This is a genomic window from uncultured Virgibacillus sp. (assembly GCF_947495635.1).
In the GTDB taxonomy this organism is placed as follows: domain Bacteria; phylum Bacillota; class Bacilli; order Bacillales; family Amphibacillaceae; genus Virgibacillus; species Virgibacillus salarius.
In genome coordinates this window covers 15,415-34,120 of sequence record NZ_CANMAB010000014.1, presented here as the reverse complement: position 1 = coordinate 34,120, position 18,706 = coordinate 15,415, and the positions used below count along the sequence as shown (strand labels likewise).

The following is an 18,706-nucleotide window of genomic DNA, read 5'->3' as shown; positions in this document are numbered from 1 at the left end:
ATTGTGAATTATCAGAATTTTTTCTCTTTCGATTAGAAACGTAACGACTGGCGAGGCAACGGAGATAAGGAATCACGGTGTGCTTACGAACCGATGATGACTTATTGTAGAGCAATTCATGAAGTCACCTCGTTTCTGAGCGCTGAACCTGGACCCGGCTTGACACGCCCATATTTATCGACATGGGCTAATTTTTTAATTTCCTAGACTATGTAAAAGGAGCTGTCTGTATTCGTCAGCTCCCTACTTACATAACAGGAATATGAGCCTTTTTTACAAGCACGGTTTTCATCTTGTGAACAAGTACATACTCCACCTTATCTGTTCCCATAAGCATTGCCATCGTGTATAATTACCAGCAAAAAAATCGATCCAATAACACCTTGCATATTATATAAAGGCATCTCCATGGATTTGGTTACGTTGATGTTTAAATGCTTCCTTTGTATTTAATTTATGCATACGAGCTACCTTTTCAACCGTTTCAAAATCAGCTTTTCTACGAAGTAAATCTATGAGTTGTTGATGCTCTTGAATAGAAGCAAAAGCACGTTTAGGATGAAATGCAGAACCTGTTCTCCGTATTGAGTCTAACTTTCTCCAAGATTTGCGAATTTCCTCAACCAAAAATCTATTTTCACAATGGGTATAGATTAAATCATGAAACTGCCGATTTAATCTTCCGAAAGCCTGAAAATCAAATGCTTCAATAGCCTCTTTCATTTGTTGATTTTTCGTTGATAACTCCGTTATTTTCTCTTCTGAGAAGCCCTGTTGGTTACTCAATGCAGTCGCATATCCTTCCATAACTGCTAATACGGAAATCGTATCTAAATACTCGTTTTTATCAATTGGCGTAACTACCGGTCCAATATTGTTCTGATAATCAATTAATCCCTCTGCTTCTAATTGCCGTACAGCTTCTCGTATTGGAATTGCACTTGTAGATAGTTCTTTTACTAATTGATTAATGACAATGCGTTGACCAGGTGCATAGTACCCTTCAATAATTCTTGATTTCATATAATCATAAGCTTTTTGTTTTTTAGTAATTGTTTTATTTTCCATAGTGGATTAATCATATACTATATTATATATGATGTCAAAATGGTTACATACCTCCTCTTCAACAGGTTACCCTTTAGGATAACATCAATTGGTGGCAGGCCTTTCCCAGCTATTTGGCATAAATATTTGATCGCTTTGTGCTAGTAACTATTTTGAACTTTCTCCAATACTATTTTTTATAGCGCTGATGAATATTATTTAATTTATACGTAGGAGAGATAAATTCATAGATTTCCATAGATAATGCAAGATAACGATCTTTATAGATCGTAGAAAAATGCTGTTCGATGGCACGAAACAAATCATCACCTAATCGCTTTTTTTCTTCTTCCGTTCGTCCTTTTCCTATTTTTAACGTAGCATGTACAAAAGCGTCATCTTGAGTACCATCAGCGACAAGATAATCACTCAATTCAATAGCTCTGGAACGAAGTCCACCAATCGGAATGATATCTTGATGGTTAAGTAGTGTGGTATTTATTGTTTTCAATAATTTTGGGATACTCGCCGCTTTTAAATTATCTGTGTATTCAATGATTACATGTGGCACAAGCTCTTCTCCTTTCGCCATATTAATTAGATAGAAAGGCTTCCTCCCCAACTATTGTATTGACAAGACGACCGATTTCTTCTATCTCGGTTACTACTTCATCTCCTACTGCTGTATCTATGGAGCCCTTTGGGGTGCCGGTTAAAATAATGTCTCCTGGGAACAGGGTCATAAATCCACTTAAGTATTCAATTAACTCTGGAATTCCTAAAAGCATATCAGCAGTTGATCCTTCTTGTGTTTTTTCTCCATTGACGTATGTACGCAATGCTAAATTCATAGGATCCTTCACATCGGCTTTATCTACATACCATGGTCCTATTGGTGTACAACCGTCACGATTTTTCACTCTTAAGTTTGGCCGGTAATAATTCTCTAAGTAATCACGTAACGCGTAATCATTTGCAATTGTGTATCCTTTAACATAATCATATGCAACTTCTTTTCTTATCTGTTTCGCTTCCTTGCCAATGACGACCGCTAATTCACATTCATAATGCATAAATGCAACATCACTTGGACGCATGGTGCTGGCTTTGTGACCAATTAGTGTATTTGGACCTTTAAAGAATACAAGTGGGTCTTTTTGAGTTGGAGAAAACGATAATTCCTTCGCATGATCGGCATAATTCAAACCTAATGTAAAAATTGTATTTGGCTTAACTGGAGGCAGCCACACTGCCTGATCTTCGCTTACCATTCTTCCATCATTTAGTTGGATACCATCCTCTGCAACAACTGCTTCATGGACAAGTCCCTGATAAGCAATTCGTGCATGCTTCATGCTCTCCCTCCTACTAGTGCTTCTTCGGTAGTTATCGTATTTTCTAATATACCTATCTTGTTAATTTCAATCTGTACAACATCATTTATTCTGGCAACAGGTGGGTCTTCTGGTATGCCAACTAATAGCACATCACCTTTTGCTAATGTCATAAACGCGGTCACATCAGCAATTAGTTTCTCAACGGAACGAATAAGATTTTTCGTATTATTTTCTTGTTTCAACACACCATTAATCCTTACTCGAATCTGTAAATCATTAGGGCTATCTACAGAGTCACGTGTTACAACCCAGGGTCCAATTGGACAAAAACCATCGCGAGCCTTTTCTTTAATAGCTGGTCGATAAACACTATCATGTGGAATAGTAACATCATTTACAATCGTATATCCTTCTACGTACGATAATGCTTCGACTTCATTAACCTTGGTTGCTGATTTACCTATTACAACACCTAAGGCTGCACCCATCTCTAGTTCTGAAATGTCCTCAGGTAGGACAATCATCGATCCTGCAGAAGCAAATGTATTGACAGGTTTAATATATAAAATCGGTGCTTTGGGAGGGGCTAGATATGGTGTTTCATACATAGCCTTTTCTAGTTGTTTGTATTCGCCCTGATAGTTTAATAACGTACCGTAAACTGTTCCAGACACAGGGATATCATACGAAACCTCCTCTTGCTTATACGATGTTCCAGCAATTTCGATTTTCCCATTTTCAACATCGACCTTGGCTTCCCTATAATGCTGTATACCTGACATCTTTAAGCGAACGGTTTTCATGATTCATCATCCTTTTTTCTGAGCTATATACCAAGCTTAAGCAATACCCAATCCTGTTACAAAAGATTATTGCTTAAGCTCGAAGTACTATGAAAAAATATACCCATAAGCCTCATTGCCCATTGACTAGCTTACTTTTGCTCTTATGTTGTTCTCCTTAAGTGGGCTGTAAAAGTTTCCCGTATTCAACCAAGGTTTCACGAATTTCGTTTTGAAGCGATTTTGAAGGTAAATCCATCGGCAGTCGTAATACGGGTTCGATTTTCCCCATCATCCCTAAAGCTGTCTTTACTGGTGCAGGGTTTGTATCTTTAAATAGGACATCATTTAATTTCATTAATTCAAAATGCAAGTCTTGTGCACGCTTCACATCCCCCATTGTCCATGCATCATGCATCTCCGCTACCTTTGCTGGTTCTACATTAGCTGTTGCACTGATTGATCCTGCACCACCAATAGTCAACATCGGATAACAAAGTAATTCAATACCTGAATATAATAGGAAGTCTCTACCACAACGAAGCATTACTCTGTTCACATGTTCAAAATCCTTATTTGATTCTTTAACACCCACAATATTTGGACAATCCTCATTTAATTTAGCTAATGTTTCTACTTCCATATTTAATGCAGTGCGACCCGGAATATTATATACAATAATTGGTATATCCACCGAATCTGCTACCGTCTTGAAATGCTTATATAATGCTTGCTGATTCGGTTTATTATAATATGGAACAATAACCATGGCTGCATCTGCACCAATTTCTTGTGCCTTTCTTGTTAAATACATGGTTTCATCGTGGTTCGTTGAGCCAGTACCTGGTGCAAATGGTACTCGACCATTAATTGTTTTCTTCGCGTTATCCATTACTTTGACCCGTTCTTCAATGGTCAGTGAACTTGGTTCCCCTGATGTACCTGTAACAGAAATCGCATGTGTACCATTGTTCAACTGATATTCAATCAGTTCCGATTGTTTATCGTAATCAATTGAAAAATCAGCTTTGAACGGTGTAATAACTGGAGTGATTGACCCCCTTAAACGCTGCTTTATTTCCTCATATGTCTTGGTCATTTTGCTCATCCTTTCTTTTCATTAAACGATTTGAATTAACCTATAGTACAAATTGCGGTTTTCTTTTTTTCAATTTCGGTTCATGTAGCGGCAATTTTCTCTCAGTTTGTACATCCAAAACTCTAGACGCTTCTTCAAACCAGCTGTCCGGCGCTTCATGTCCCCAAAATGTTTGTCGCATTGGATCATCTAAATCCCACTTAATTGGTTTGAAGTCGGGGTCACTCGTTAAATAATCTCCATTATATAATTCAATTCGATGACCATCTGGATCTCTTAGGTACAAGAAGAAGGCATTGGATAATCCATGACGACCTGGCCCACGTTCAATATTTGGTCCATACCCCATAGCCGCAAGCACATCACAACCATCTATTAAACTCATTGGGTCTTTTAGCCAAAAACCAATGTGATGTAGCCGTGGTCCTTGCCCATTCATGAATGCAACATCATGAACGGATGGCTTACGATGTAGCCAAGCAGCCCATATTTTATCTTCTTCTCCAACGGTATATTCTGAACACATAAATCCAAGTTGGTTGATATAAAAGTCATATGCTTGCTCCACATTTGGTACCATACAGTTAAAATGATCAATCCGCTGTACTTTCGCACCTTTATACAGGTCATAGCGTTGTAATAGGCGGTCAACCGTCTCCATTTCTGCGTAAAATTCTAATGGTAAACCAGAAATATCTTGAACTCGTAATGCACGCCCAAGTGCTCGTTGTGTCCCTTTTTCTAACCACTTCGCATCATTGCCTTGGCTAAGAAAGAATTTCTCCAGTTCATCGAGATCTTTTTCAGAGGTAACTTTATAGCTTATTGCTTCCACAGCAGCCTCCGGTTTCTTTCTTAACCAGAGGCTGTGATGATTGTGTTCTTCCAGCCCGCGGAAAAAAATATTCTCATCATCCGCTTCTGACTCGATAAATCCGAGCGCTTCATAAAAAGCTTTAGACTTTTTTAAATCGGTTACGTGTAAAATGGCACGACCTGAACGAATAATATCAAAGTTCATGCTGGCATTCCCCTCCCCATATAAAATCATGACAGCTATTACTTTCCAAATTGCGGAATAGGATGATCCTTTAAAGCAACATGGATAATTTGTGTTTCCGTATAGAATTCAAAGGCATAATGTCCACCTTCACGACCAATTCCACTGTGCTTTGATCCTCCAAATGGTGTTCTTAAATCACGTACATTCTGTGAATTCACCCATAACATACCAGAATCAATCGCTTGAGCAACACGATGCCCCCGTTGTATATCCTGTGTCCAAACGTAACCAGCTAAGCCGTAGCGAACATCGTTAGCTAAGTCAATAACTTCTTGTTCATCTGTAAATGTCATTGCAGCAATAACTGGTCCAAATATTTCTTCCTGTATCACACGCATTTGATTAGTTGCATTCAGAATAAGGGTTGGCGCAACGTAATTACCTTTGCTGTCTGGAACATTTCCACTAATTACTTCGCATCCTTCTTTTTTAGCAATTTCAAGATAATTCCTGACATTAGCATAATGATTTTTATGAATAAGTGGACCAACCTGTGTATCTGCTTCTAACGGATCTCCTACTTTTATCTTGTTTATACGTTGTTTTAACTTATGAATAAACTCATCAGCTATATGTTCATGCACATACAAGCGCGAATTCGCCGTACAGCGCTCTCCATTAAACGAGAATATCCCCCATGTACATGCATCAAGTGCACGTTCAACATCAGCATCGTCAAAAACAATAATTGGTGATTTTCCACCTAACTCCATAGAAAAGCTCTTCAAAGCGTCCGCACCATTTTTTAAGATTTCTGAGCCAGTAGTCGTCTCTCCAGTAAATGAAATCAACTCAACATCGGGATGTGCTACAAGGGAAGCACCTGCTGTTTCTCCATAACCGTGAACTACATTAAATACGCCTTTAGGAAGTCCTGCCTTGTCTATGATTTCTGCCAATCGATTAGCAGTCAATGGAGACCACTCCGCCGGCTTTAAGATAACGGTATTCCCAGTAGCCAATGCTGGTGCTATTTTCCATGTTTCTAACATAAATGGTGCATTCCATGGTGTAATTAACCCAGCAATACCAATTGGTTTATGAATGGTATAATTTAAAAATTCATCATCCACTTGATATGCTTCTCCTACCATGCGCGTAGAAACCATTTCAGCATAAAAACGGAAATTATAGGCTGCTCTACTCACCATTTTCTTGGTTTGACTTATTGGTAAACCAGTATCAAATGATTCTAGAGGGGCTATCTCTTCAATATGCTCATCAATAAGATCTGCAATTTTGTAGACATATGCAAGCCGATCTTTTACTTTTAAGTCGCCCCATTCTCCGTTAAAGGCAGCTCTTGCTGCCTGTACAGCTTTCTTAATATCAGCTTGATCACCTGATGCAACCTTGTTTATGGTTTCATTTGTATATGGACTTATATTTTCAAATGTGTGCTGACTTTCGGCTTCAACGAATTCTCCATTGATATAGAGCTTGATATCTTTTGTTTGCTGTTTCATTTTCAAATGCTGATCAGCTACTTGATTAGCCATGTGATTTCCACTCCTTTGAATATAATATATTAAATCATATATAATAATTTCGATCGTTAACTATACATATTCAACGGGTTCATGTTTTCCGTATTTTCCACCGAAGAATGTTAACGGATTTCCATCTGTTACATTCATATCGATCACTTTACCAATAAACAATGTATGATCTCCAACTTTTACGCTACGATCTAAATCACATACTATGGAGGCTAGAGCGTTTTGGATTACCGGAACTTGTTGTATATAATCAAATTCTATTTCCTCGTCAGCATTTGCTTGACCAGCAAAGTGCATGGAAATATCCTGCTGCTTATCAGACAGAAAACTAACAGCAAATTTCTCAGACTGGTTTATTTTATTTAACATATTAGCTCGATTGTCAATGGAAACCGTTATCAATTGAGGATCTAGTGAAACAGACATAAACGCATTCGCTGTCATGCCATGATGATTATCTCCCGATTTTGTTGTAATTACCGTAACTCCAGTGGCAAATCTCCCCATTGCATTACGAAACTCTCTGTTTTCCATGCTAATTCTCCTCCTTTATTGTAAGATGGAAACTGACTCTACGGAAATCATGGAAATTACTTAGAACATCTATCTTGGTAGTCTTACTCATAACGCATTCGATTTTACTACCACCAACCATTGGCTATCACCGTTATATTGCAATATACCACTTGAGAACCTTATAGCTTCCTTCATGTGGCTGCCTGTTGGCTTAAGTAAATTACAATTTATAACTGTATTAGAGAAAGTAATTTTCATTTGATAATGAACACCGAGCCAATTTCTAGGCTCAATGTATTACCATCAATTTTATTTGGCTTTTATAATAAAATATCGCTACATTTCTGATATAACAAATAAAAATTTTATAATTTCACTTGCCCCATGTGCTGACTACTTAAAAAGTCCCGAACTTGGGCTTTATACACTTCTTTATCATATTTATCAAAATACGCCATGCCCATTTTAATTGGATCGCCAAAAAAGTAGTATTCATAATGCGTTTGGCGACTACCAAATGCACTCATTGTCAAATCCCAAGCTAAACGAAAAATCTGTACGCGCTCATAACCTTCAACGTTTTTTCCTTGCATAGCACGATGAAGAATTGGACCAATTTCTTCATTTTCGAAATCAGCATATGTTGGTATTCCCATCATGCCTGATGCCCCTAAAATCCTTAGTATTTCAGCCATTCTCGGATAAACACGAGGAAACCAATTTCTAGCAGCATCTAAAGCTTGGAAATTAGGTGTCATCATCCCCCACCTATCCAATTTAGCGCTATGCTCAGCTCGAAATAGATGAGATTTCATTGTTTCTAAGGTAAGCATGATTTCTGTGCCTTTATCTTTTACGTGCTGGAATCCATCAATGCCAATCGAATCCATTAGTGTAAGAACAACCCCAAGCAGGAATTCAGTTTTAGCGATATCCTTGACAATCACTTGATGTGTCATATGCACAACTGCATTCGTCTCAGAAAATGCCCGATTACATATGGATGAATTTTCTAAAACGAAGATTCGGTCCCACGGTACAAGTACATGATCAAATGCGACAATGGTATCCCCTTCTTCAAATTTAGAACTGAGTGGATGATCATATTGATTCTTTCCATAGTCAAACGATTCACGACTCAAATACTTTAGTCCTGGTGTGTTATTCGGAATTGCAAAAGCTAACGAATAAGGATCGTCTAATTTACCTGATTTTTTAACTGTAGATGGAAATACTAGAATTTCATCCGTAATACCACCTTGCGTTGCTAAAAGGCGAATCCCATCAACTACGACACCTTCATCATTTTTTTCTACTACATGAAGAGCGACATTTGCATCTTTCTGCTCAGCCTGAATCTTTGCACGATTCACCTGTGGGTGAATTAATGTATGGGTCAAACTAATGTCTTTTTCCCTTGCAAAAGTAGCAAAGTTCCTTGCGTTTTCAGCAAACATTGGGTCACCCTCGGCATAGAATTCACTTGCTGCTCCCATTGCCATAACATCAGCATTTAAATAATCAGGAGATCTTCCCATTAACCCTTTCGTAAAACTTTGCCATTCCATAATTGCCTCACGTCGCTCGATTAGTTCATCAATGGTGGTTGGTACCATAAATGTCTTCCCTACTTGGTCTCCTGTAGTAGGAGAAGTGTAAAGCATTTTTTTTGGTTTTTCATATTGAATATCATATAGTCTTGCCATGGACTGAACTGCATTTTTAAATACCGGATGCTCTGTTACATCTTCAACACGTTCTCCATGAATATACACATTATTATTCGCTTGCTTTAAACGATCGATATATTGTTTTCCTGATTTTGCTGGCATATACTTTCCTCCTATACTTTATTTTTGTAAGCGGTATCATTTCGGTCCAATGCACAAACTTTTTTCTGAATAATACCTTTAATTAGAATAATAGCACGATTATTTCTATATTAATAATATCTATTTCATTAGTAATCTATATATATAATATATATTTGTTTTAAAAGATATTGTTTTTGTACATCAAATCATATATAATCCAATGAAAGTAAGCGTTACCAACTAAAAAAGGATGAATAGCTCAATGGAAATAAGACATTTACGGTATTTTCAAGCTATAGCTAATGAAGGGCAAATTACCCGAGCAGCTAATAAATTACATATGGCCCAGCCACCACTAAGTCAAAGCTTGAAGTCATTAGAAGAAGAACTAGGAGTTAAATTATTGGAACGTAACGGGCGTAAAATGGAATTAACAGATGCAGGAACAGTACTCTATAATAAAATTAACGAATTGTTCGATACATTAGAAGAAACAATTACAGAGGTAAAAGAAACTGGGACGGGTACGAAGGGAAGTATTTCGCTCGGTTGTGTGAAAACTTGCTTCTCTCACATACCAAGGCAAATAAAGCTATTTCAGGAAAAATACCCTCACGTACACTTTTATTTAAAAGAAGGAGATTCCTATTCGCTTGCTGAACAACTAAGTAATCGAGATATTGACATTGCCATTATTCGTTTACCATTAGAGATGCAAGCCTTTAATTCCCTTTCCCTTCCGGATGAAAAATATATCGTAGTAATGCCAGAACAATGGTGCGAATCTTCCATGATAGCTACTACAATGAGACAACTAAGCACATTTCCATTGTTACTATTACACAGAATTAGCGGCATTGGACAATATGAATTAATCCTTGATCAATTTGAAAGTTTTAATCTACACCCTAAAATAGTCTGTGAATGTCCAGATGTAGACATGATTCTCCAACTTGTTAGTGAGGAGGTTGGAGCAACAATTGTTCCTGAGTCGACACTATCTGGACATCAATTACGTGGGCTAAAAACATTAACAATAGAAGATAATACAATCATTTCTCAGTCATCTCTTATTTGGTTAAAGGACCGTTACCTTTCTAAAAGTACAAGGCGATTTATTGAATTATTTCAATCCGAAAAGCTTGAGAAAGAAACTATCTTCGAATGACCGATTGGATGATACGCATAAGATTTGTCAGTTTCAACCATTTAAATCATTCCTCCAGGATGAATCGCATACATTTTACCATCTAATGCAAAGGAAGCTTTACCTGTTTCTTCTGATACAACAAGTACAACTGCGTCACTAATTTCAGATAATCCTAATGCAGCCCTATGTCGTGTTCCCATTTTTTTATCACCTGCTACCTGTTGAGAGAGAGGAAGAACATTTCCCGCAGAGATTATGGTATTCCCTTTAATTAGGACAGCGCCATCATGAAGTGGGCTTCCAGGGTAAAATATGGATTCCAATAAGGCATAACTAAGATTTGCACCAACTGGAATCCCAGAATGTAGGAATGTTTCCAACATATCATTTCGTTCAACAACCATGAGTGCCCCGTGTTTACGCTCGGAAAAATGTTGTATCGCTGTTGATAAGGCTTGATAGCGATCAGTGTATGAGGATAAGTATGAATTTAAATAATACGAAGCAGCTGTCTTTTGTAAATCATGAAACGTATGATGGATATGCTCAAACTCATTTAATATACAGCAGTCTTTTCTTTCAATTGTATCAAGCACATGATTAATATCAGATGTAATTTGTGTTAAATATTTGCTTAAATGGTTCTGCATTTCATCAGATAGCCCTAGATTAACATTATCCATTTTACACACCTCTATCTTTTTTATCGGTTCTACTTACTTTTTCCCTTTAAAAGAAAGGTATACGGACATCTATTGTTTTATATTATTTATTGAAGTATATATCGTTAATTAACATCCCCAAGATAAACGGGAGGCTTTACTTCAGCCATATATTCAATTAAATAGGGACGAAGTGCTTTTGGATATAGCCGATAGTTCTCAATGCTTGAAATAGGTAGCCAAGCTACATCAATTTGACCATCATCAGGAAGAACGCCATTCATTACTTGGCTTCTATCTCCCTCTAAACTAGCAATAAACATATATTCGATTTGATGCGTATCCCCATCATATGTGGCATGTTCATGATTTTTTCCGATATATTCACGTATGCACAATAATTCACCAATTTCTACAACTGCACTTATCTCTTCTAATACTTCTCTTTTTAAGGCCTGATGTAAATTTTCACCTTTATTTTGCCCACCTCCAGGCAACAAATAATAATAGCCATCTCTATCTTGCTTCATTATTGTTAAAATTTCACCCTCATGAATAATAATTGCTTTGGCAGAATTTCTAATCCCCATAACTTTCCCTCCTACGCTTTTTTACGCTTGTATTCTCATGTGCAAAGTTATTGATTAATTAACTTAGAGTAATGAATCGTTTATCATTACATATAAAATTAATCTAATTAAACCTAGATGAATAATTAGTCTTTTTATACTTTTCAAAACTGTCTGTAACGTAAGGCAGTGTATTATTCATGCGGAAAAATTACTCATCCTCTATGCTAATCTATTAATAAGGGAGCTCTATTTCTTAACATAGACTCCCTCTTGTTGAGATCACTTTGACTGGAGCTTCTGCTGGAGCAGACGTAATTCCTGATTTAGTTCAGCTAACATAACTTCCATTCCCTCTTTTTTAGTCAAATCTGTTGACAGATAAATTGGTTTGCCATATATAATTTTCGGTTTCACACGCGTCAACAGATCTTTAAAATTATTTGGCCCACTATAAGCCACCGGAATAATTGGAACATTCGCATGTCCTGCAATCGTAACTGCACCTCTTTTTAAAGGAACTTCCTCACTCGTTCTCGTACCACTTGGAAAAATCCCCACAACCTTTCCCTCAGATAGTAAACGTCTGGGAATTTTAATGGTACTCGGACCAGGATTTTCTCTATCAACTGGAAATGCGTGGAGCCCCTCCATCAACCATTTTAAAAATCGAGTTTGAAAGAGCTCTTTTTTTGCCATATAATGGATTTTTGTTGGCAGAACAGATACTCCGAGCCATAATATATCAACCCAACCTGTATGCGTACAAGCTATAACATAGCCACCTGATGTCGGTACATTTTGCTTTTCGTATACACTCAATCTTCCAAACAAACGTAATATTATTTTTAAAGCATGTGCTGCGAAATAATACATATCCTGAAACCCCTTCACTTTATAAATAGATTGATTTATTCTTACGACTTCATTCTAACATAAAGTATTAATACCTGATACTAATATTGTATAAAGCTCAACAATTTTTTTAAGCTTCTCTCAATAATATTCGTTCTCATTGCTAAGAAGATAGTAATCGGTTACGATAATCTTATGCTGCATAAGGTATAGCTAATATTATCCTTCCATTATTTGCAGTTGAACGACGCTGGTTCTTACAGGAATGGAGCAAAATTATCTTTTTCTTCCTGTGAGAGCGGAATAAAGGTGATAAGATGAATGAAAGAAAGCGACAAGTTTTAGTTACTGCACAACAACTTTTCATCGAGAAAGGGTTCTCTGCTACTTCCATACAAGATATTTTAGAGGAATCAAACATTTCAAAGGGAACATTTTATAACTATTTTTCCTCGAAGAATGAATGTCTAATAGCAATATTAGAATATGTTAATGAGGAGACATTTGTTAGGCGAAGAGAAATTCTTATTGGACAAAACCTTTCTGATAAAAAAGTTCTTGCAGAACAAATAGCAATTCGTATGCACATTAATCGCGAACAGAATCTATTTCTTCTGTTTGAAGCTATTTTCCATTCCGGTGACGATGAACTAAGAGATTTTGTCAAAAAAAATCATTTAGCCGAATTATTTTGGCTAAGAGATAGACTAATTGATGTATATGGCAAAGCATCTGCTCCCTATGCACTTGATTGTGCAGTCCTTCTACTTGGCATGATGCAACATATTATTCATATTTGGACTGCCTCATCAAAGAATTTAAGTGATATTACTGAGCTTGTAGCCTATGTGATTAGAAGAATAGATGCGATTGTACCACAATTGATACATTCAAAAGACCTGCTTTTAGATGACGATGTACGAAGCACATTAGCGAGAAACATAGGTGATAAGAAAGGATCCAAAGACCAACTTTTAACTCAATTAAATGGCTTCCACCAAAAACTTGATACGAATACTACATCAAGCGGTCTGGAGTACTTGCTATTTCTACTTGAAGAATTAAAAAAAGATGATCCTAGATATTTCCTGATCGAGACAATTTCGCACTCATTTAAAGAAGTATTTAAAACAACGCCCCATGAAGTAGAGGCCAGAGAAATAGCCTTCAAGCTATGGAATTTTGTAGATTCTACAAACACAAAAGAATAAGATGATCTGTAACTAGGAGCAAGCTCGATAGATTGAGATTGCTCCTTTTTGTTTTCTAAATATAGATTATCCAATTCAGACTGCCTTTTCACGTTTGACTTTCACATGTTCTCTATACTTTCTCATAAAATAAAACAATTGAAATAATTAATTCTACTACTAAACAGAACATATATTTTGTTGTACAATGTAATAGTCTTTTTTTCTATAATCTCGTATAGGATGGAGGGAGTACTACTAAATGAATGGTACAGCACATGCAACAATTGGAGCAGCAACAGGATTTATTATAGCAAACAACCTTCAATCTACTCCTTCTCAAACACTTTTACTAATCGGGATCGGTACCGTATCAGGTTTACTTCCTGATCTTGATATCGATGGTAAATTAAGAGGAAAGATAACCTTATCTCATAAGATGTTTCGAGCGGTTGCACAATTAATTGGTGTTTTGCTTATTTGCTATAGTTTCTATGAAGGAGCAAATAATGAAAGGTACATTGGGATGGGAATCGGTTTAGCACTGTTGGCATTATCTTCATCGATCAAGCAAAAGCATATGCTAACCATTACCGGGATTGGTATACTAGCGGGTGGACTATCCTTACAGGAAATGTGGTTACTATTGCTAGGAATCTATATTCTTATTGCTTCCTTTGTAGCACACCGTACATATACGCATTCTATCTTGGGGGTTATTTTCTTTGGGTTTATTGCTGCTAACCTAGAATCCTCACTTGCTGTTGACGGCGTTTACTATACCTGCCTCATTGGGTATATTAGCCACTTAGTTGGAGATAGCAAGTTCCTCCCGTTTAACAAACGAGGCATTAAGCTTTTTCTACCAATTTGGTCCAAGGACATGTAAGTAAGTTAGGAGTTAGTGATAGCATTTTCTCCAAATGCCACTAACCTCTTGCTCTTCATCCCATGAAGTTCAGATTCAGTCGTAACTAGGTACGGTTGCTTCAAACCAACCTATGTATCTTCTACCAGTTCTCTATTAATATAGTGTTCCCACATGCTTCCATATGCTTTGTTTTCCCTCATGTCCCTTCTTGTTGATGGAAAATTAGATCAACAAATAATTGCTACTATACTTTTTTCAACTCAGTCAGTTTTCAGTTGTTTCCAAATAGAATTGCACTAAAGCTCCCATAAATTAGATTTAATGCCGCATGGCCATCTCTTCAGCCTTCTTTTTTGCTTTAAATTACGAAGAAATAGTATTTGTCTTCATCATCGTGTACGATGATGAAGACATAATTATTTTTATTACGGAGTGATTACATGAAAAAGGTATTATATATTCTATTGATGGGGGCTGCTGTTACAATTTTTCTCATATCGAATAGTGCTAATGCAGGGCAGGAAAAGGTCATATATGTATCTATAAATGGAAATGATCAAAATGATGGTACAAAATTAAAGCCATTTCGCACGCTAAATAAAGCCGCTACAAAAGCTAGTGCAGGAACTACTGTCTTCATACGAAAAGGAACTTACAACGAAAAGCTTGTCGTTAAACATAGTGGTACAAAAACAAAACCAATTACTTTTAAAGCCTACAAAAACGAGAAGGTAGTTGTTAGTGGAAAGGACCTAAAGGATGCTGAAGAGAATACTTCGTTAGTTACAATAAATAATAAAAACTATGTTACAGTTAGTGGTTTAATCATACAGGATTTAACTAGTAATGTAACAAATGAAACAGTAATGGGAATTTATGTTACAGGTTCTAGCAGTCATATTACTTTAGAAAATAACCATGTGCAGCGTATTGAAACTCATGCAAATGATGGAAATGGGCATGGAATTGCGGTATATGGAACCTCTCCAATGGTAGACATAAACATTTTAAATAATACAGTGGAAGATTTAAAGCTGGGCTCAAGTGAATCGATTGTACTCAATGGTAATATAAATGGCTTTAAAATAGAACATAATCTTGTTCGCCGAAATGATAATATAGGCATTGATATTATCGGTTATGAAGGGATATCTAATGATAAGAAAAATGACTATGCACGAAATGGCTTCATAAAGAATAATCAAGTTTATGATATTTCCTCTTACGGAAATCCAAGTTATGGAGAAGATTATAGTGCAGGTGGTATTTACGTAGACGGCGGAAAAAATATAACTATTGAAAAGAATACCATCTATCATTGCGATATCGGTATTGAAGCAACCTCTGAACATGCTGGGAAATATGCGGAGCATATTACAATTAGAAATAATATTATTTATGAAAACTATTACACAGGCATATCAATTGGCGGATATGATAAAGAACGAGGTGGTACGAAAAATTCCATTATCTCCAAAAATATTATTTATCGAAACGATACGAAAGGGTTAGACGGGGGACAGCTTTTATTACAGCATAATATTAAAAAAAATGTGATTAAAAAAAACATTTTAACTGCTGGACCATCTCGTCTATTTATTGCTAACCATTTTACAACAAATTATGCCAACAAGTTAATAATGAATGTATTTCATAAGGAAGTAGGAAGAACAGGTATTTGGGTATGGAAAGAAGAAGCATACACTTCTTTTCCTGAATTTAAAATTACTTCAAAAAGCGATTTAAAATCCAGTTACCTAGACCCAAAATATGAAAATGAAAACCAATATAATTTTAATTTAAAGAAGGATTCACCTGCAAAAAATATTGTAGAGAACTAAGTGCTATAAGTTCCTGTAAAAGAGGCTACATAGTAAGGGCTGTCACCAAAAAGCCAGTTTAAATTTCGGGAACAGCCCTGTTCGTCTATCAGCTATCAGCAGATTTACTGCATCATTATTGTGTTTCCAGTTCAATCCGTTGTTGTATCGCCATCATCTCTTTCGTGAGCAATGTGATCCTATTTAAAATGGAAGGATCTACGATTTCATTATCATCATTATATGAGTCATTATGAATAAAAACACTACAAGACGGTACGATCCCTTTTAAATAAGAAAGTATCGGTTTAAGCTGGTATTCAGACACAAGAAAATGCTTTTCAGATCCGCCCGTTGTTATAATTCCTGTCACTTTAGATTTGAAAGCGTCCACAGGAAAATGATCGAGCAGGTTTTTTAACACACCTGAGATCGAAGCTTGATATATTGGGGAGCCAAATACAATGATATCTGCTGCTAAGACTGTATTTACAACATACCAAGTATCTTCGTTATAATAAGCTAAAGGGGTTCCACGAACAAATTCAACTTCATAGTCTTTTAAATCGATTAACTCTGTCTCGACATCTTTTTGCTGGCGTTTTGCAGCAAGTAAAACCTCGTGCACAGCTTGTGAGGTTTTCTCTCCAACTATTGATCCGGAAATTCCAACAATTTTCACTGGTTTCCCCCCTTTTTTATATTCTGTATATGTATGGAATAATGCGCCAGAATAGCACATCATTCCATTTATTTGCATTATTTCACAGCTAACTCATATTTTTCAGCAACTACGTCCCAATTAATAATATTAAAGAAATTCTCAATGTATTCTGGACGTCGGTTTTGATACTTAAGGTAATAAGCATGCTCCCACACATCAATACCTAAAATCGGTGTTTTTCCTTCTGAGATTGGGTTGTCTTGATTTGGTGTACTTATTACTTCTAGCTTACCAGTTTGATTAACAACTAACCATGCCCATCCAGATCCAAAGCGAGTTGTCGCTGCATCAGCGAATTTTTGTTCAAAACTGCTAATACTTCCAAATGCTTCTTTTATCGCTTCTGCCAGTTTTCCAGCAGGTTCAGCTGCTTCTTTACCTGGTGCGATAATTTCCCAGAAAAGCGTATGGTTTAAGTGTCCTCCACCATTATTACGTACCGCTGTGCGGATATCTTCTGGTACTGCTTCCAAATTACTAATAATTGCTTCTAATGATTTGTCTGCTAATTCAGCCTTACCTTCTAGTGCAGCATTTAATTTGTTTACATATGTTTGATGGTGCTTCCCATGATGAATCTCCATAGTAGTTTGATCGATGTACGGCTCCAATGCATTTGTTGCATACGGTAGTTCAGGTAATTCAAATTTTGCCATAAAAAATTCCTCCACCCTTTTTATTTTGTACTTATTATACTTATTGGTATAATAAATATGTAAAAAGGATATCGCATCAATTTGTTAAAAGCAATTTATATGCTCAAAAAACCCTAATAATTTTGTTGGTCACATAGTTTCTTTTTGCTTTTAACTATTGCTACTTTTTTATACAATAAAGGAAATCTATATTCTGCCATATCAATGACCAGGTTTAGTATGAGCCTAGACTTGTTGCTTCTTATACAGACAGTGACCGTAATTTCCTAAAAAGAGGTGTTAATTAATTATGGAAAGGATTACTACGAAAGATAAGATACTTCATCTATTAAAAAAAGAGGTTAAATTGACTGTTGGTGAACTGAAAAGGCATTTGAATATCACAGATATGGCAGTTCGAAAGCATCTTTCTATTATGGAAAAAGACGGGCTTATCTTTTCAGAAGAAGTAAAACAATCGATGGGAAGACCGATGCAACAGTATTCGTTATCGGAAAAAGGCGAATTATTGTTTCCAAAAAGCTATGAAGGGTTAAGTGTAGAATTTTTAAACGATATTAGAGATTTGCATGGAGATGATTCCATTCAGCGATTATTTCAAAGACGAGAAAATCGTTTAACGAACGAATATAATATTCGGATGTACCAAAAATCCCCATCTGAAAGAATAAAAGAAATGGAAATGATTCAAAATGAAAAAGGTTATATGGCGGATATCACAAAGATTGACGCAAACACCTATGAGCTTACTGAATATAATTGTCCTATTATGGCAGTTGCTAAAGAATACAAAATTGCATGCCGATGTGAAACCTCCCTGTTTCAAAAGGTATTACAAACGGATAATGTTACACGAACAAGCTGCAAAACAGAAGGAAATGATCACTGTCGGTTTTTAATAGCATTTTAATACCGATTGTAATCATTTCCCTTTTCATTCAATAGAAATATAAAGTGAAACTTCAATCAGTGGGGGGTGGTTTATCAACCCACTGATTGTTAGGTGAACCGCTTGAAGCGGCGATCTTATTGCTAGTTATATGCGGGATAAA

The 18,706-nt window shown here is 36.3% G+C and carries 19 protein-coding genes; 5 read left to right on the top strand and 14 right to left on the bottom strand.

The genetic code is table 11. From position 1 onward, the window contains the following. Positions 1-390 precede the first annotated feature (390 nt). The 9 genes from Q1A47_RS05190 to hpaB all read right to left on the bottom strand — a co-directional run bounded on the left by Q1A47_RS05190 (position 391) and on the right by hpaB (position 9,175). On the bottom strand, positions 391-1,068 hold the full coding sequence (locus Q1A47_RS05190; RefSeq protein ID WP_026681710.1) for a GntR family transcriptional regulator: 678 nt from the start codon (positions 1,066-1,068) through the stop codon (positions 391-393). A 169-nt stretch (positions 1,069-1,237) separates the two neighbouring features. Then, complete coding sequence (locus Q1A47_RS05185) at positions 1,238-1,618, bottom strand: 5-carboxymethyl-2-hydroxymuconate Delta-isomerase (protein WP_026681709.1); 381 nt, start codon at positions 1,616-1,618, stop codon at positions 1,238-1,240. A 22-nt stretch (positions 1,619-1,640) separates the two neighbouring features. Next, positions 1,641-2,402 (bottom strand): fumarylacetoacetate hydrolase family protein, encoded by a 762-nt coding sequence (locus tag Q1A47_RS05180; RefSeq protein WP_026681708.1) that lies wholly within the window; start codon positions 2,400-2,402, stop codon positions 1,641-1,643. Further along, on the bottom strand, positions 2,399-3,187 hold the full coding sequence (locus Q1A47_RS05175) for a fumarylacetoacetate hydrolase family protein (protein ID WP_026681707.1): 789 nt from the start codon (positions 3,185-3,187) through the stop codon (positions 2,399-2,401). Before Q1A47_RS05175 ends, Q1A47_RS05180 begins: the two co-directional genes overlap by 4 nt. Positions 3,188-3,344: 157 nt before the next feature. Then, positions 3,345-4,265 carry a 2,4-dihydroxyhept-2-ene-1,7-dioic acid aldolase gene (hpaI, locus tag Q1A47_RS05170; RefSeq protein WP_121604938.1) on the bottom strand — a complete coding sequence of 307 codons (921 nt, stop codon included), beginning with the start codon at positions 4,263-4,265 and terminating at the stop codon, positions 3,345-3,347. 40 nt (positions 4,266-4,305) lie between these two features. After that, positions 4,306-5,286: a 3,4-dihydroxyphenylacetate 2,3-dioxygenase gene (gene hpaD / locus Q1A47_RS05165; RefSeq protein ID WP_026681705.1), complete on the bottom strand. Its 981-nt coding sequence runs from the start codon at positions 5,284-5,286 to the stop codon at positions 4,306-4,308. 38 nt (positions 5,287-5,324) lie between these two features. Then, positions 5,325-6,827 (bottom strand): 5-carboxymethyl-2-hydroxymuconate semialdehyde dehydrogenase, encoded by a 1,503-nt coding sequence (gene hpaE / locus Q1A47_RS05160; protein ID WP_211911267.1) that lies wholly within the window; start codon positions 6,825-6,827, stop codon positions 5,325-5,327. Positions 6,828-6,887: 60 nt separating this feature from the next. Beyond that, positions 6,888-7,361 (bottom strand): flavin reductase family protein, encoded by a 474-nt coding sequence (locus Q1A47_RS05155; RefSeq protein WP_026681703.1) that lies wholly within the window; start codon positions 7,359-7,361, stop codon positions 6,888-6,890. Positions 7,362-7,708: 347 nt separating this feature from the next. Next, positions 7,709-9,175, bottom strand: coding sequence for a 4-hydroxyphenylacetate 3-monooxygenase, oxygenase component (hpaB, locus tag Q1A47_RS05150; RefSeq protein ID WP_166530336.1), 1,467 nt, complete (start codon positions 9,173-9,175; stop codon positions 7,709-7,711). Between the two features lie 244 nt (positions 9,176-9,419). Here hpaB and Q1A47_RS05145 point away from each other — a divergent pair, with 244 nt between their 5' ends. Next, positions 9,420-10,325, top strand: coding sequence for a LysR family transcriptional regulator (locus Q1A47_RS05145; RefSeq protein ID WP_026681701.1), 906 nt, complete (start codon positions 9,420-9,422; stop codon positions 10,323-10,325). A gap of 41 nt (positions 10,326-10,366) precedes the next feature. Here the strand turns inward: Q1A47_RS05145 and cdaS are convergent, their stop codons facing one another. The 3 genes from cdaS to Q1A47_RS05130 all read right to left on the bottom strand — a co-directional run bounded on the left by cdaS (position 10,367) and on the right by Q1A47_RS05130 (position 12,414). Further along, positions 10,367-10,990 carry a sporulation-specific diadenylate cyclase CdaS gene (cdaS, locus tag Q1A47_RS05140; protein ID WP_026681700.1) on the bottom strand — a complete coding sequence of 208 codons (624 nt, stop codon included), beginning with the start codon at positions 10,988-10,990 and terminating at the stop codon, positions 10,367-10,369. A gap of 104 nt (positions 10,991-11,094) precedes the next feature. Further along, positions 11,095-11,559: an NUDIX domain-containing protein gene (locus Q1A47_RS05135; RefSeq protein WP_121604935.1), complete on the bottom strand. Its 465-nt coding sequence runs from the start codon at positions 11,557-11,559 to the stop codon at positions 11,095-11,097. Between the two features lie 261 nt (positions 11,560-11,820). Beyond that, positions 11,821-12,414, bottom strand: a complete 594-nt coding sequence (locus tag Q1A47_RS05130) for a 1-acyl-sn-glycerol-3-phosphate acyltransferase (RefSeq protein ID WP_026681698.1) — start codon at positions 12,412-12,414, stop codon at positions 11,821-11,823. A gap of 296 nt (positions 12,415-12,710) precedes the next feature. Between Q1A47_RS05130 and Q1A47_RS05125 the strand changes: the two genes are divergently transcribed. From Q1A47_RS05125 to Q1A47_RS05115, 3 genes are all read left to right on the top strand, one after another. Further along, positions 12,711-13,604 (top strand): TetR/AcrR family transcriptional regulator, encoded by an 894-nt coding sequence (locus tag Q1A47_RS05125; RefSeq protein ID WP_026681697.1) that lies wholly within the window; start codon positions 12,711-12,713, stop codon positions 13,602-13,604. A gap of 241 nt (positions 13,605-13,845) precedes the next feature. After that, positions 13,846-14,472 (top strand): metal-dependent hydrolase, encoded by a 627-nt coding sequence (locus tag Q1A47_RS05120; protein WP_026681696.1) that lies wholly within the window; start codon positions 13,846-13,848, stop codon positions 14,470-14,472. A 422-nt stretch (positions 14,473-14,894) separates the two neighbouring features. Beyond that, positions 14,895-16,295: a right-handed parallel beta-helix repeat-containing protein gene (locus Q1A47_RS05115; protein WP_026681695.1), complete on the top strand. Its 1,401-nt coding sequence runs from the start codon at positions 14,895-14,897 to the stop codon at positions 16,293-16,295. A gap of 115 nt (positions 16,296-16,410) precedes the next feature. On the opposite strand, the gene Q1A47_RS05110 is transcribed toward Q1A47_RS05115, so the two are convergent. Both Q1A47_RS05110 and Q1A47_RS05105 read right to left on the bottom strand, forming a co-directional pair. Beyond that, positions 16,411-16,956 carry an NADPH-dependent FMN reductase gene (locus tag Q1A47_RS05110; RefSeq protein ID WP_026681694.1) on the bottom strand — a complete coding sequence of 182 codons (546 nt, stop codon included), beginning with the start codon at positions 16,954-16,956 and terminating at the stop codon, positions 16,411-16,413. 77 nt (positions 16,957-17,033) lie between these two features. Then, positions 17,034-17,654, bottom strand: coding sequence for a superoxide dismutase (locus Q1A47_RS05105; RefSeq protein ID WP_026681693.1), 621 nt, complete (start codon positions 17,652-17,654; stop codon positions 17,034-17,036). Positions 17,655-17,943: 289 nt separating this feature from the next. Here Q1A47_RS05105 and Q1A47_RS05100 point away from each other — a divergent pair, with 289 nt between their 5' ends. Beyond that, on the top strand, positions 17,944-18,564 hold the full coding sequence (locus tag Q1A47_RS05100; RefSeq protein WP_026681692.1) for a metalloregulator ArsR/SmtB family transcription factor: 621 nt from the start codon (positions 17,944-17,946) through the stop codon (positions 18,562-18,564). Positions 18,565-18,706: the final 142 nt, after the last annotated feature.